Source organism: Paraburkholderia sediminicola, assembly GCF_046027825.1.
GTDB classification, from domain to species: Bacteria; Pseudomonadota; Gammaproteobacteria; order Burkholderiales; family Burkholderiaceae; genus Paraburkholderia; species Paraburkholderia sediminicola_D.
In genome coordinates, this window is the sequence record NZ_JAQQDU010000058.1 from 1 (window position 1) to 13,729 (window position 13,729).

Consider the following 13,729-nt stretch of genomic DNA (forward strand, 5'->3'; position numbering starts at 1 on the left):
CTAGGAGAAACGCTTGATGGCCCTGAGTGCGCTGTCGCCCGTTTCGGTCACGCGCCATTGTTCGTTGCCCGACGCGAGCCGTTCGAGTTGCACAAGCTGGCGTTCCAGCAGGGCGTCGAGTTCTTCTCGCTCCATATCGACTTGATTGGGGGCGTCCTTGACGAGCAACAACGTGGCGAATTCATGCGGACTCAGCATCGTTCTCTCCATGTCAAGCTAACGCGGACGGCCTTGCCGGCGACTGGCTCAATGCCAGTGAAGTCCGCTAGAGGATCAGGCGGGAGGTACGGCTCATGCACACAGGTTCACGCAACCGGCACTGCGCGTAGCGCGGAACGGACGCCGGGGAACTGGAGTGTAGTCAACCGCCGCATAAACACCAAAGGGGCCCCAGTAAATTTTCCCTTTGACAATTGGGCCTCGCAGAGGCGGTTTGGAGCAGCGGCCAGATCCTTGATTTCACTCGAAGTTTTGCGTGCACTGCAGCATGGCCGAAGACACCTGGATCATTCGGCGATATACACCTGGCAATTGGCGGCAGCGAGCGTTTCGTTCATCTCGGCAGGTGGTGCGGCATCGGTGAAAAGTGCGTCGATCTGATCGAGATGACCCTGGCGGACGAGCGCCGGGCGGCCGAATTTGGAGTTGTCGGCGGCGAGAAACACCGTGCGCGCATGCTGGATGATTGCCTCGGCCACCCGCACTTCGCGGGTATCGAAATCGCGCAACGTGCCGTCCGTTTCAATGCTCGACGTACCGATGATCGCGAAATCCACCTTGAACTGGCGGATGAAGTCGATCGCCAGTTCGCCGACGATGCCCTTGTCCCACGGACGAACGATGCCGCCCGTCACCAGCACTTCGCAATCCGGATAGCCGCTCATCATGCTGGCGACGTTCAGATTGTTGGTGATCACACGCAGGCCGCGATGCCGGTTGAGCGCCCGTGCGACTTCTTCGGTGGTCGTGCCGAGGTTGATGAAGAGGGACGCCTGGTCTGGAATGTGAGTGGCCACTAGCGTCGCGATGCGCCGCTTCTCTTCGTGGAACATCCGCTGACGCGCGGTGTACGAGACGTTCTCGGAGCTGGTCGGCAGACTGGCGCCGCCGTGATAGCGGCGCAGCAGGTTCATGTCGGCGAGCCAGTTGACGTCGCGGCGGATCGTCTGCGGCGTCACGTCGAAGTGCGCCGCGAGGTCGTCCACGGTCACGAAGCCGTCGCGTTGCACCCACTCCAGCAGTTCCTGTTGCCGGGCGTTGAGAGTCAGGCGGGGGTCTCGGGTCATGTGTCTCGGGTCGTGGGTTTTTATCGGCGCTGCCTGTCACCGGCGCGATACGCTGTGCCGGAAACGGGTGATGCGTGAACGAGGGTGAGCGTATTGTAAGACCATCGCACGTCTTGTCTGCCAACTCGTGCGTCACGGTTCCGATCCAGGACGACCGCGCAATGACCCATCCAGGTCATTTGCGCATTTATTCATTTGATAAATGAATTTGTTTTTTGTGCCAGATCGCGCTGCAATCCAAGGTTCTACGTTTTACCTGCGTGTTACCCGTTTCCCATGGTTTCCGGCGTTGAAAAACGCGCCGGGCCGCGCTTTTGAGAGTGTTCGACATGACTGGCTTCAACTGGCAAAACCCCTACCCGACACCGCGTCTGCCCGTATTCGCGCGCAACATCGTTTCGACTTCGCATCCGCTCGCCGCACAAGCCGGCCTGCGGATGCTGTGGAAAGGCGGCAATGCCGTCGACGCAGCGATCGCGGCGGCTGCCGCCATTACGGTGGTCGAGCCGGTGTCGTGCGGCCTCGGCGGTGACGCCTTTGCGCTGGTGTGGGACGGCGCGAAGCTGCATGGCCTGAACGCCTCCGGTGTCTCGCCGGCGGCCTGGAACGTCGACTACTTCAAGCGCAAGTACGGTGAGGAAAACGGCCTCGCGAAGCAGCCCAAGCGTGGTTGGGACGCCGTGACCGTGCCGGGCGTGATCGCCGGCTGGGAAGCGCTGCATCAGAAATTCGGCTCGCTGCCGTTCGCCGATCTGATGGAGCCGGCGATCGAAATCGCCGAGCGGGGCCACGCGGTGGCGAGCATCGTCGCGTACAAATGGGCGGCCGCCGTGCCGGAACTGAAGGACTTGCCGGGTTTCGCGCAAACCTTCATGCCGCGCGGCCGCGCGCCTGAAGTCAGCGAACTGGTGCGCTTTCCCGGCCACGCGAAGACGCTGCGCAAGCTCGCCGAACAAGGCCCGCGTGCGTACTACGAAGGTGAGATCGCCGAACAGATCGCCGCGTTTGCGCGTGAAGGCGGTGGCGCGTTGACCCTCGACGATCTGCGCAACTACAAAGCGGATTGGGTCGAGCCGATCGGCAAGGATTATCGCGGCTACACCGTGCATGAAATTCCGCCGAACGGCCAGGGTATCGCGGCGCTGATCGCGCTGGGCATCCTCGAAAAGTTCGACGTGAAAGAACTGGCCGTCGACAACGTCGAGTCGCAGCATTTGCAGATTGAAGCGATGAAGCTGGCGTTCGCCGACGTCTATCGCTATGTCGCCGATCCGCGTTCGATGGACGTCACGCCCGAGCAGATGCTCGACGACGCGTACCTCACGTCGCGCGCGAAGCTGATCGACCCCAAGCGCGCCACGCAGTTCGACTTCGGCATGCCGAAGGCCGGCGGCACGATCTACATGTCGGTGGCGGACGAGCGCGGCATGATGGTCAGCTTCATCCAGTCGAACTACATGGGCTTCGGCTCGGGCATCGTCGTGCCGGACAGCGGCATCGCCATGCAGAACCGGGGCTGCGGCTTCTCGATGGACCCGAAGTCGCCGAACGTGGTGGAAGGCGGCAAGCGGCCGTTCCACACCATCATCCCGTCGTTCCTCACGCAACAGGTGGACGGCAAGCAGGAAGCGGTGATGAGCTTCGGCGTGATGGGCGGCGATATGCAGCCGCAAGGCCATCTGCAGTCGATCGTGCGGATGCTCGACTACGGTCAGCAACCGCAGGCCGCCTGCGATGCGCCGCGCTGGAAGGTCAACCGCGACTTCACGATCGACATCGAATCGACGCTCGATCCGACGACCGCCGCCGCACTGCAGAAGCTGGGCCACACGATCAAGTCGGTCGACGATCCGTACATGGACTTCGGTTCCGGCCAGTACATCTGGAAGCTCGACCGTAACGATCCGGACCGCGGTTACGTGGCGGCGAGCGACAGCCGTCGCGACGGGCTGGCAGCCGGGTTCTAAACAATTCGAACGATACGCAGGCGCGGCTCAGGAAGCGCCTGCGCTTCGCTGCGCAGATTGGCGATGCATTGCGCATTGTGAAGAGGCGGCGTCAAGGATCGCAATACAAAGCCAGGCGTTGTACGCAAACCCGAAACGGGTTGCGCACGGCAGCCAGGCATCAAGCGTCATAAGCGCATTCAGCGCAACTCGCATCAGGCAGGGTAGGAGACACCATGAACACCCCCGCGTCGCATTCCGCGACCGCTTCCCCGCATCTCTCGCCCGCACCGCTTTCCAAAGCGATGGTGCGGCGTATCGTGTTTTCGTCGTCGATCGGCAATGCGCTCGAGTGGTTCGACTTTCTGGTCTACGGCTACTTCGCGACCATTATCGCGAAAGAGTTCTTTCCGATGAAGGACGAGTGGCTCTCGACGCTGCTCGCTATCGCCACGTTCGGCATCTCGTTCCTGATGCGGCCGTTGGGCGCCGTCGTGCTGGGCGTCTATGGCGACCGCAAAGGCCGTAAGGCGGCACTCACGCTCGCCATCGCGCTGATGATGGTCGGCACCTTCACGATGGCCGTGATGCCACCCTACGCGTCAATCGGCATTGCCGCGCCCGTGTTGATCCTGCTGGCGCGGCTCGTGCAAGGCTTCGCGGTGGGCGGTGAGTTCGGCAGCGCGACGGCCTTCATGGTCGAACACAGCGCGTCGCGGCGTGGCTACTACGCGAGTTGGCAGTTCGCGAGCCAGGGCCTGGCCGCGATCACCGCGGCGGCCTTCGGCTCGCTCCTGACCGCTTGGATGCCGCCCGAGCAACTCATTAGCTGGGGGTGGCGCCTTCCGTTCATCTTCGGTCTGCTGGTCGGGCCGGTGGGCTATTACATCCGTTCACATCTCGACGAGACGCCGGAGTTTCTCGCGTTGCGTGAAGCGCGTGAGTCCGCGGGCAAGCGTCCGGAGACCTCTGAGGAGAAGGGCGCGTCATTTAGCAACCAATGGGTGAATCTGCTGCTGGCCGTAGGTATCGTCGCGCAGTCCACGGTCGGGGTGTACGTGTTGCAACTCTACATGCCGATGTACGCGGTCAAGCAGTTGCACATGCCGGCTGCGGCGTCGTTCGGCGTGGTGGTGCTCAACGGCGGCATGCAGTTCCTGCTGTCGCCGGTGATGGGCGCATTGTCCGACCGCATCGGCCGGATTCGCATCATGCTGACCACGTCGATTCTGATGGGCACGCTGATCTACCCGATGTTCGCGTTGCTGCAGTCGCATCCGACGATTGGCTGGTTGCTGCTGTTGCAAGGCATGGCCGGCATTTTCAAGGCGGCTTACTCCGGCCCGATGCCCGCGCTGATGTCCGAGATCTTCCCGACGCAGGTGCGCTCGACTGGTCTTTCAATCGGTTACAGCATCGGGGTCACGATTTTCGGTGGTTTTGCACCGACGATTGTGGAGACCTTCATCCACTTGACCGGCGACAAACTTGCGCCAAGTTACTACGTGCTGACTGCCGCAGTGCTCTCGGGTTTGTCGCTCGTCGTGGTCGCATGGCGTAGGCGGCGCGTCCAGCATCTCGAACGCGTGCAGCCCGCATGACGGCGTTGCCGATCGTCTTTGCGTTTCTCAGCGAGCCTTGCCGCGCTTGATGTGCGCACTGTGTTCAAGCCAAAGCCAGCGCTTCGAGCTGGCTTTTTTTACGCCTTGCGTGCGCCGCTTGTAACCGACTGAAGGATTCGACTACCTTGGAATTGGAACTGCGACGGTCCGGCATGGTCTGTGCTGGGTTATCTGCAGAGTTGTTAAACACCGGCTAAGATGCAAGATACAAGGGGTTAACTCTAATTCAAGGCGCTGTATCTGACACGGCGGACCGTCCTTGCGATAGCGGGCGGTTTCGAGCGCGCTCCACGAGTCGATACAGCCTTCGGAGCAAGGACGCAATGCACACTGAGCTGAACCATGTGATGCCCTGGCGGATCGAGGATATCGACCTCACCCGCATAGATCGCCAGAAGGCAGTGGCTAACGAAGACCTGCTTCTGCTGCTGTGCGCCGCTTCGTTTATCGAAAGCGGCACTGATCTTTACACCAGCAATCTGAGCACCTTCTTCAACGGCGACCCGGAAGTTTCCGCCTGGCTCAACCAGGAATGGGAGCCGGAAGAAATGCAGCACGGCCGTGCGCTCAGGACGTATATCGCTTACGTCTGGCCTGAGTTCGATTGGGACACGGCGTTCCGCAATTTCATGGAGGAGTATTCACTGACCTGTTCGGTCGAAGACTTCGAAAAGACCCGCGCGCTCGAGATGGTCGCCCGCTGCGTGGTGGAAACGGGCACCGCAACGCTGTACCGCGCGATCGGCGAATGTTCGGACGAGCCGGTGCTCAAGCAGATCACCGACAACATCCGCACCGACGAAGTCCGTCACTACAAGCACTTTTTCAAGTTCTTCAAGAAGTACAACAAGATCGAAGGCAATGGCCGTCTTGCGGTTCTCGGCGCGTTGATGCGCCGCGTGTTGGAAATCAAGAACGAAGACTCGGAGATCGCATTGCGCCATGTCTTCGCGATTCGTTATCCGGAACGCGTGCATGATTCAGCCTATAACCGCGAACGCGCGGCCCGCATCAATACGCTGGTGCGGCGCAATCTGTCGGCGGACATGTGCGTGAAGATGCTGCTCAAGCCGCTCGATCTGCCGGCCAAGATTCAGCCGGGCGTGCATTACCCGCTTGCCAAGATCACGCATTACGTGTTTTTCCGTTGATGTGCTTCTGCTGAGTTCGCAGCATACAAAAACGAAGATAAATGGCCCGCTCGCGCGGGCCATTCGTTTTTCGAGGCATGATTGATCCTCGCATCCTTGGCAATCCCGCAGGCAACCTAGCTGTCAACCTGCTTCTGACTGGATCGATACGATGAGCGCCCCCTCCGCACCTGAAAGTCCGCTCGAACAGAACGTGTTCGACGAATGGCCCGACGCCGTCCGCACCTTGTTCGATGGTTCGTCGTTAGCGAGCAAGACAGGGTTCACCGCGTCGCTGCTCACCGTCGATGCGAATGACCACGTGCGTACTTCGCTGCTCGGCGTCGGCGAGTTGTACGCGCCGGATTCGCGCTCGCTGTGCATTGCACTGTGGCCGCATGCCCGGGCGGCGCGCGTGATTGCGCAAAGCGGCCGGGCCGCGCTGACGTTCGTCTGCGACGAGGCGTTATATCAGGTGCAGTTGCGCCTGACGCCGCTAGCTGGCGTGACAGGCGATGACAGCGGCCTCGTGTACCTTATCGGCTCGATCGACACAGCGGAGGCGCAGAGCGTGCGTTATGCGCGCCTGACAAGCGGCATTACGTTTGAACTGGAGGGGGAAGGGGAGGCGGTGCTCGATCGATGGGAACGGCAGATCGAGCACCTGAAGCAGGCTGCCGCTGCGGCTAGCCGTTAGTCGGGGACAACGGCTGGCGAGCAGGCAGTGCTTGAAACTTAACGGCCACGCGCGCCGGTGCGCGTCGGCTGGCCGCCGCGCGGTGCGTCATTGCGCGGCTTTGCGCCACCCAGCAAAGCACCCGGATTGCCACCTTGCGGCTTCGCGCCCTGCGGCTTGCGCGGCGCATGTTGCGCGGCGCCGCCTTCGTGCGCCGCGGCACGCGGCTGACCGTCATGACGCTGGCCGTCGCGGCGCGGCTGTCCGCCGTTGCCGGCCGGCTTCGCACCTTGCGGCTTCGGTTGCTGCTGACCATTTGCAGGACGCTGACCCGAACGTTGTGCGGGCTTTGCCGCTGCTGCGCCGTCGCGGCGGGCACCATCACGCGGAGCGCCGTCACGTTTCGGTGCACCTTGGCCCTGACGCGGCGAACGGCCACCACCACCGCCGCCACCCTGACCACGGCGCAGAATCGGCTCCGGCTTGGCGGTCGGATCCGGTTCGAAACCGGCGATCACTTCCTGCGGCACCGCACGCTTGATCAGCTTCTCGATGTCCTTCAGCAGTTGCAGTTCGTCGACGCACACCAGTGAGATCGCTTCGCCCGTCGCGCCTGCACGGCCCGTGCGGCCGATGCGGTGGACGTAATCTTCGGGCACGTTCGGCAGATCGTAGTTGACCACGTGCGGCAACTGATCGATATCGATGCCGCGTGCCGCGATGTCGGTGGCGACCAGCACTTGCAGCGTGCCGTCCTTGAACTCGGCGAGCGCACGGGTACGAGCCGACTGGCTCTTGTTGCCGTGAATCGCCAGCGCGCTGATGCTGTCTTTGGTCAACTGTTCGGCGAGACGGTTCGCGCCGTGCTTGGTGCGCGTGAACACCAGCACCTGGAACCAGTTGTGTTGCTTGATGAGGTGCGTGAGCAGCTCGCGCTTCTTGTCGCGGTCGACCGGGTGAATCTTCTGCGCGACCGTCTCAGCCGTCGTGTTGCGGCGGGCGACTTCGATCAGCGCCGGCGAATCGAGCAGGTTGTCGGCGAGCGTCTTGATCTCGTCGGAGAAGGTGGCCGAGAACAACAGGTTCTGACGCTTCGGCGGCAACTTCGCGAGCACGCGCTTGATGTCGTGGATGAAGCCCATGTCCAGCATGCGGTCAGCTTCGTCGAGGACAAGAATCTCGAGATGCGACAGGTCGATGGTCTTCTGCTGCATGTGGTCGAGCAACCGGCCCGGCGTCGCGACGACGATGTCCACGCCGCTGCGCAGCGCGCCGATCTGCGGATTGATGCCGACGCCGCCGAACATCACGGTCGATTTCAGCTTCAGGTACTTGCCGTAGGCGCGCACGCTTTCTTCGACCTGTGCGGCCAGCTCACGCGTCGGCGTGAGGATCAGCGCGCGGACGGCGCGCTTGCCCGACGCCGTGGTGACAGCGGGCATGGTGTTCAGACGCTGCAGGATCGGCAGCGTGAAGCCGGCGGTCTTGCCGGTGCCAGTCTGCGCGCCGGCCAGCAGGTCGCCGCCGTTGAGCACGGCGGGGATCGCTTGCGTCTGGATCGGAGTAGGGGTGGTGTAGCCGAGTTCGTGTACAGCGCGGACCAGCGGTTCGGACAAGCCGAGGGAATCAAAAGACATAAATGCTCTTTGCAATGCAGTTTCGCGAACGGCACCAGACGGCACCAAATGGGCCCAAGCGGGTACAAGCGCGGCATGAACACGCCCATATGGCGCGTTCGAGGCCAAAGCCCAGTTCCGGTCGCAGAGAAATCGGCGGCACGCGCGAAACGCGTGCCGAATGCTTCAACGCGCTATGCAGACACGTTGACTGGCCTTAAGTTGCATTTCGCCGCCGTGGGATGTCACGCGACGTAGCGCGCAACACTGACGAATTGACACAGACTGCCCGCCAGTACGAACAGGTGCCAGATACCATGTCCGTGCCGGATGCGCTCGTCGTTGATGAAGAAGTAGATACCGGCGCTGTAGATGATCCCGCCGGCCACGAGCCAGGCGGTTCCCGCTGCCGGTAAGGCTTGAACCAGCGGGCGGACGGCAACGAGCGCGAGCCATCCCATCAATACATACAGCACCATCGAAACGCTGCGGGTGCGTCGCCCGAGCGTCAGTTCCTGCACGATGCCGAGAGCGGCAAGCCCCCAGCTTACGCCGAATAGCGACCAGCCCCACGGTCCGCGCAACGTAACAAGTGTGAACGGGGTGTAACTGCCGGCAATCAACAGGTAGATCGCCGAATGATCGCATTTCTGCAGAACAGCTTTCACGCGCGGGTTGCGCACGCTATGGTAAAGCGTCGAGATAGCATACAGCACGAACAGCATCGCACCGTAGACACTGAAGCTGACCACCTTGTACGCGTCGCCGTCGAGCGCGCCCATTGTCACGAGCGTAGCCAGTCCCGCCACCGACAGCACGGCGCCGACGAGATGGGTAATGCTGTTGAAACGCTCACCGACATGCACGGCTCTTTCCTCCTGCGCGGTTTCATTAGGGTTTATACCACCCACATGATACCGGTCCTGCAAAAACGAAGGGCGCGGCCGCGTTATTTAGCAGGCCGCGCCCCCGGTGCATCAGACGCTGCTTAGTCGAGCGGCGCCGAACGCAGATCGGACACTTGCTGCGGCGACACAGCCGTACCGTGGTTGCCCCACGACATACGAATGTACGTCACGACGGCTGCCACTTCCGTGTTCGACAGCGCCTGCGCGAACGGCGGCATGCCGTACGGATGCGGGTTGCCGTCCGTGCTCGGCGGGTAACCGCCGTTCAGCACCATACGGATCGGGTTGACCGCCGACGGCATCTGAATCGACTGGTTGTTCGCCAGCGGCGGGAAGTTCGGCGGCATGCCGAGGCCATTTTCCGCGTGGCACTTCGCGCAATTGTCAGCGTAGATCTTCTGACCTTGCTTCAACAGTTCGCCGCCGAACTTTTCCGAGGTTTCGAGCTGCAGCGGTTCCGGTGCTTCACTCTTCTGCGGAATCGTCTTCAGGTACGTGGCCATCGCGTTGATGTCTTCGTCCGACATGTACTGCAGGCTGTTGTGAACCACTTCAGCCATCGGGCCGAACACCGCGCCGCGGTTCGACACACCGGTCTTCAGCAGGTCGGCGATGTCTTTGGTTTCCCAGTCGCCGAGGCCGGCTTCCTTGTTCGACGTCAACGACGGTGCGTACCAGTTCTGCAGCGGGATCAAGCCGCCGGCGAACGCCGCCGAGCTGACCGGGCCGCCCATGGCGTTAATCGACGTGTGGCACATGCCGCAGTGGCCGAGGCCTTCGATCAGGTAGGCGCCACGGTTCCACTCGACCGACTTGGTCGGATCAGCCTTGTACTCGCCTTCGCGGAAGAACAGCGTACGCCAGCCGATCAGCATGTTGCGCTGATTGAACGGGAATTTCAGTTCGTGCGGACGGCTCGGCACATTGACCGGCGTGACCGAGCGCAGGTATGCGTAGATCGCGTCCGAGTCGGCGCGCGTGACCTTCGTGTAGCTCGTGAACGGGAAGCCCGGGTACAGCAGGCTGCCGTCTTTCGAACGGCCCGTGTGCATCGCGCGGTAGAAGTCGTCCTGCGTCCACTTGCCGATACCGTACTGGTCGTCAGGCGTGATGTTCGGCGTGAACATCGTGCCGAACGGCGTCAGCATCGGCAGGCCGCCGGCGAATTGCTTGCCGCCGCGCACCGTGTGGCAGGCGATACAGTCGCCGGCGCGGGCGAGGTACTCGCCCTTCTTGATCAGCGCGGCCTGGTCGGCGGGCGTTGCCGCCATGGCCGAGCCGTTATGCAGGTTGTCGCCGCCCGACCACAGGACGGGAACGAGTGCGGCAGCCGCAACGACGACGACTGCCGAGAGGGCGAACAAAGACTTGCGTTTCATTTGAGTGTCTCTCCCGGTGCCTTATTGCGGTTCGCTGCCGCAGGCAAGCGGAGTCTTCATCGAGCGGGCCGGAGCCGGCACGGGGTTTTGTGGGGCCGTTTGCGTGGCAAGCCATGAGGCGACGGCGTTCACGTCTTCATCAGTCAGACGCGTGGCGATGGTGTGCATGCAATCAGGTGCGATGGCATGACGCGAGCCGGAACGCCATGCGCCCAACTGCGCGCTGATGTAGTCCGCATGCAGCCCGACCAGACCCGGGATAGCGGGTTCCATACCGGTCAGCGCCTTGCCGTGGCAGGCCGCGCAGGCCGGAATCTGCTTCGATGCGTCGCCGTGCAGCACGATCTGCTGGCCGCGCGCAACGATGGCCGCCGACACGGTCGGCTTGGCCGGCGTGGGGTACGGCGGACGTTGTTGCGAGAAGTACGTGGCGATCTGATGGAGGTAGTCGTCAGAAAGATACGTGACGAGGTAGTTCATCGGCGGGTACTTGCGGCGCCCTTCGCGGAAGTTCTGCAGCTGGTTGTACAGATAGTCGGCCGGCTTGCCCGCCAGACGCGGGAAGTAGTCGTTGTCGGTACCTTGGCCGTGCGAGCCGTGGCAGGCTGTACAGCCTTGCACACGCGCTTCCATCGTATCGGGGGCCTTCGGTTGAGTCTGCGCTTTCGCAGCGCTATAGACACCCGCGGAGCCAATCAGCAGAAGGGCAAGCAGCGGGCGGAAAATGCGTCTTGAAGACACGCGTAACTCCATCAAAATCGGGGACCTGACCGAACTTCGAGCGGCTCGGTGTGAAGGGCAGCCGGCGCTGCGGCGACGCGGAATTCTATCATTGAAGGGTGATGGTGACTATTTGCCACAGAAGAGAAGGTTCCGGGTGTCACAGCTATGCGACAGTTTGACGCGCACCCGCCGCCCGGCAGGCGGGTCGGCCGTCTCGATTTTGTTTGTGGCGCCGCGGATACACGTCCCGTTCTCATCGGCTCGCGTCACAAAGCCGGTTGAACCGACGCGCGCGCCGACCATCGAAGCGTACACTTCCGGGCGCGCGGCGTTTGTCTGACGTGTGCGCCCCTCGGCTCAACGCCTACCGTTTTACTTTCCACAAGCTATCGGCCTTACATGAAGCTATTCAATTTTTCCCGTCCGGCGCTGCGTGCGTTGACGTTCGGCGCCGCGGCGCTGGTGATGACGTCCACGGCTTTTGCGCATGCGCATCTGGTGTCGAGCGAGCCCGCGGCGAACGCCGAAGTGACCGCGCCCACGGAAGTGACGATTCATTTCACCGAACCGCTCGAACCGGCGTTCAGCCGGATCGAACTGAGTGACGCGAGCGGCAAGCCGGCCGCACCGGCTGCGTCGCAAGTGGACAAAACTGATGCAAAGATGCTGCATCTGGCGCTGCCGCAGTTGGCAGCGGGCCGCTACGGGGTGCACTGGACGGCGGTTGCCACGGACGGCCACCGCACGCAGGGCGACTTCGCGTTCATCGTCAAATGAGCATGGACGGATTGTGGATCGGGCAGGTCGCCATGGCCGCGCTCATGAATGTCGCGTTTGCGTTTGCCGTCGGTTCGGCGTTGCTCGGCGCGTGGCTCGCCAAGGACGCGCAGGCCAAGATCAACCCCGCGCGGCCCGCCTGGTTGCGCGCCCAACGCTCGATGCTCACGGCCACCGTCGTGCTGGTGCTGGCTGACCTCGGCTGGCTGTGGTATCAGGCGGCGTCGATGAGCGGCGTTGCGCTGCCGGCGGCGCTTGGCGTGATACCGACTGTCCTGACGCAAACCCACGTCGGCTATGGCTGGAGCGTGGCGTTTGCCGGCGCGCTGGTGCTGCTGGGCACGGCCATGGCCAGTCATACCGGCATGTTGCGCAATGCGCTGCTGTGGCTCGCGGTGATCGCGATTGCGGCGGGCAAGGCGTCGCTCGGGCACGCGGCCGATGCTGGCCCGCTCTCGGCGGCGATCGCCATGCAGACGCTGCATGTGCTGGTCACGGGTGTCTGGGGTGGCCTGGCGATGGCGGCAGGGCTCTCGGTCTTGCCCGCGCTCGGCACGTCGACCGCCCGTGGGATGCTGATCCGTACGGCGACGCAGGTATCGAACGTATCGGTGGTGGCGGTCGGACTGGTCCTGCTCACGGGCATCTTCAATGCCGTGCGCGGTTCGGGCGGCTCGTTCGAAGCGATCGAGATGAGCACGTGGGGCCATGTGCTGACGCTGAAGCTTACGCTGGTCGCGCTCGCGCTGGTGTTCGGCGGACTCAACCGGTTCTCCGCGCTGCCGCGCTTGCGCCGCACGGCCTCGACGATGGACGCGCATACCTTCGTCAACGTGCTGTATCTGGAAGCACTGGCGATGGTCGGTGTGTTCGTCGCAGCGGCGGCGTTGTCGCACAGCGTGCCGGCATTCGCTGCGTTGGGCTGAGACAAAAAAAGCGCCGCACAGCAAAAGCGTGCGGCGCAATACACACGGTCGCCCGGCGGTGGCCGGCTGATCCGTTACTGCCCTTTAGGCTGTGAGCGTGCTGTGCGCCCGTTCCAGCGTCTCTTCCGGAAACATCTCCTGTTGCAGTTCGCCATCGTCGCCGAACCACTGGCAGATCAACCAGTTGCCCGGCGCGAACAGCACCGGCCCGGTCCACGTGACCGTCATCGCACGTCCACCGGATTTGAGCGTCAGGACGTCGCCGGCGCGGTAGGCGGGGTGTGCAGGCGTCGCAGGTCTCTTTCCCAGTCGCATGGTGAGCGTCCGTTCGATGAGCCCGATTACTCGAGGCCGAGGCGATGTCCGAGAATCGGCGCGCAGAAGAGCGCGATCGCGCAGCCCGCCGCTTTGCCTTCCAGTTCCGCGCCCGCGGCATGTGAGCCGTACATCTGCGTCAGCAGATCGAAGAGCTGCGGCAGGCAATACAGCACTGCGGCCGCAATAAAACATTTTTCGACTACTGAGATGCGCCAGCCGCGTTCATAGGCGAGCATGGCGCCGATGATGCGAAGCACCCCGAACACCACCAGCGCGCCAACGGCGGCCTGTTCGCGGATCAGATAGTCTGGAAGAAATTCGCCCATGATGTTCCCCAATGCATTTGTCGTTTGAATGCATTTGAGCAAGGACCGGGCCATGCGTATGTCTGATGCCGAACAAACGGCTTGAAAGCCTTTCTG

General features: G+C 62.6%; 14 protein-coding genes. 6 read left to right on the forward strand and 8 right to left on the reverse strand.

From position 1 onward, the window contains the following. Together PQQ96_RS27130 and PQQ96_RS27135 are read right to left on the reverse strand one after the other, a co-directional pair. Entirely contained in the window at positions 1-198 is a 198-nt protein-coding gene (locus PQQ96_RS27130; protein WP_054034465.1) for a hypothetical protein, read from the reverse strand. A gap of 308 nt (positions 199-506) precedes the next feature. After that, positions 507-1,286: a DeoR/GlpR family DNA-binding transcription regulator gene (locus PQQ96_RS27135; protein WP_063497289.1), complete on the reverse strand. Its 780-nt coding sequence runs from the start codon at positions 1,284-1,286 to the stop codon at positions 507-509. 329 nt (positions 1,287-1,615) lie between these two features. On the opposite strand from PQQ96_RS27135, the gene ggt reads away from it, so the two are divergent. The 4 genes from ggt (at position 1,616) to PQQ96_RS27155 (ending at position 6,681) form a co-directional block, all read left to right on the forward strand. Continuing rightward, positions 1,616-3,253 (forward strand): gamma-glutamyltransferase, encoded by a 1,638-nt coding sequence (gene ggt / locus PQQ96_RS27140; RefSeq protein ID WP_408298386.1) that lies wholly within the window; start codon positions 1,616-1,618, stop codon positions 3,251-3,253. 215 nt (positions 3,254-3,468) lie between these two features. Further along, on the forward strand, positions 3,469-4,833 hold the full coding sequence (locus PQQ96_RS27145; RefSeq protein WP_408298388.1) for an MFS transporter: 1,365 nt from the start codon (positions 3,469-3,471) through the stop codon (positions 4,831-4,833). 344 nt (positions 4,834-5,177) lie between these two features. Beyond that, positions 5,178-6,005, forward strand: coding sequence for a ferritin-like domain-containing protein (locus tag PQQ96_RS27150; RefSeq protein ID WP_408298390.1), 828 nt, complete (start codon positions 5,178-5,180; stop codon positions 6,003-6,005). Between the two features lie 151 nt (positions 6,006-6,156). Next, positions 6,157-6,681 (forward strand): hypothetical protein, encoded by a 525-nt coding sequence (locus PQQ96_RS27155; protein ID WP_408298391.1) that lies wholly within the window; start codon positions 6,157-6,159, stop codon positions 6,679-6,681. 38 nt (positions 6,682-6,719) lie between these two features. On the opposite strand, the gene PQQ96_RS27160 is transcribed toward PQQ96_RS27155, so the two are convergent. The 4 genes from PQQ96_RS27160 to PQQ96_RS27175 form a co-directional block, all read right to left on the reverse strand. Then, positions 6,720-8,297, reverse strand: coding sequence for a DEAD/DEAH box helicase (locus PQQ96_RS27160; protein WP_408298393.1), 1,578 nt, complete (start codon positions 8,295-8,297; stop codon positions 6,720-6,722). A gap of 224 nt (positions 8,298-8,521) precedes the next feature. Continuing rightward, on the reverse strand, positions 8,522-9,142 hold the full coding sequence (gene trhA, locus PQQ96_RS27165) for a PAQR family membrane homeostasis protein TrhA (RefSeq protein ID WP_074282261.1): 621 nt from the start codon (positions 9,140-9,142) through the stop codon (positions 8,522-8,524). Between the two features lie 122 nt (positions 9,143-9,264). After that, complete coding sequence (locus PQQ96_RS27170; RefSeq protein ID WP_408298394.1) at positions 9,265-10,563, reverse strand: c-type cytochrome; 1,299 nt, start codon at positions 10,561-10,563, stop codon at positions 9,265-9,267. Between the two features lie 21 nt (positions 10,564-10,584). Then, on the reverse strand, positions 10,585-11,316 hold the full coding sequence (locus tag PQQ96_RS27175) for a c-type cytochrome (RefSeq protein WP_408298396.1): 732 nt from the start codon (positions 11,314-11,316) through the stop codon (positions 10,585-10,587). Positions 11,317-11,685: 369 nt separating this feature from the next. Between PQQ96_RS27175 and copC the strand changes: the two genes are divergently transcribed. Then, on the forward strand, positions 11,686-12,063 hold the full coding sequence (copC, locus tag PQQ96_RS27180) for a copper homeostasis periplasmic binding protein CopC (RefSeq protein WP_408298398.1): 378 nt from the start codon (positions 11,686-11,688) through the stop codon (positions 12,061-12,063). Then, positions 12,060-12,989 (forward strand): CopD family protein, encoded by a 930-nt coding sequence (locus PQQ96_RS27185; protein ID WP_408298400.1) that lies wholly within the window; start codon positions 12,060-12,062, stop codon positions 12,987-12,989. The genes copC and PQQ96_RS27185 overlap by 4 nt, the downstream gene beginning before the upstream one ends. An 84-nt stretch (positions 12,990-13,073) precedes the next feature. Here PQQ96_RS27185 and PQQ96_RS27190 read toward each other — a convergent pair whose 3' ends face one another. Both PQQ96_RS27190 and PQQ96_RS27195 read right to left on the reverse strand, forming a co-directional pair. Then, positions 13,074-13,304, reverse strand: coding sequence for a YodC family protein (locus PQQ96_RS27190; RefSeq protein WP_408298401.1), 231 nt, complete (start codon positions 13,302-13,304; stop codon positions 13,074-13,076). Positions 13,305-13,330: 26 nt separating this feature from the next. Continuing rightward, on the reverse strand, positions 13,331-13,633 hold the full coding sequence (locus PQQ96_RS27195) for a hypothetical protein (RefSeq protein ID WP_120303030.1): 303 nt from the start codon (positions 13,631-13,633) through the stop codon (positions 13,331-13,333). Positions 13,634-13,729: the final 96 nt, after the last annotated feature.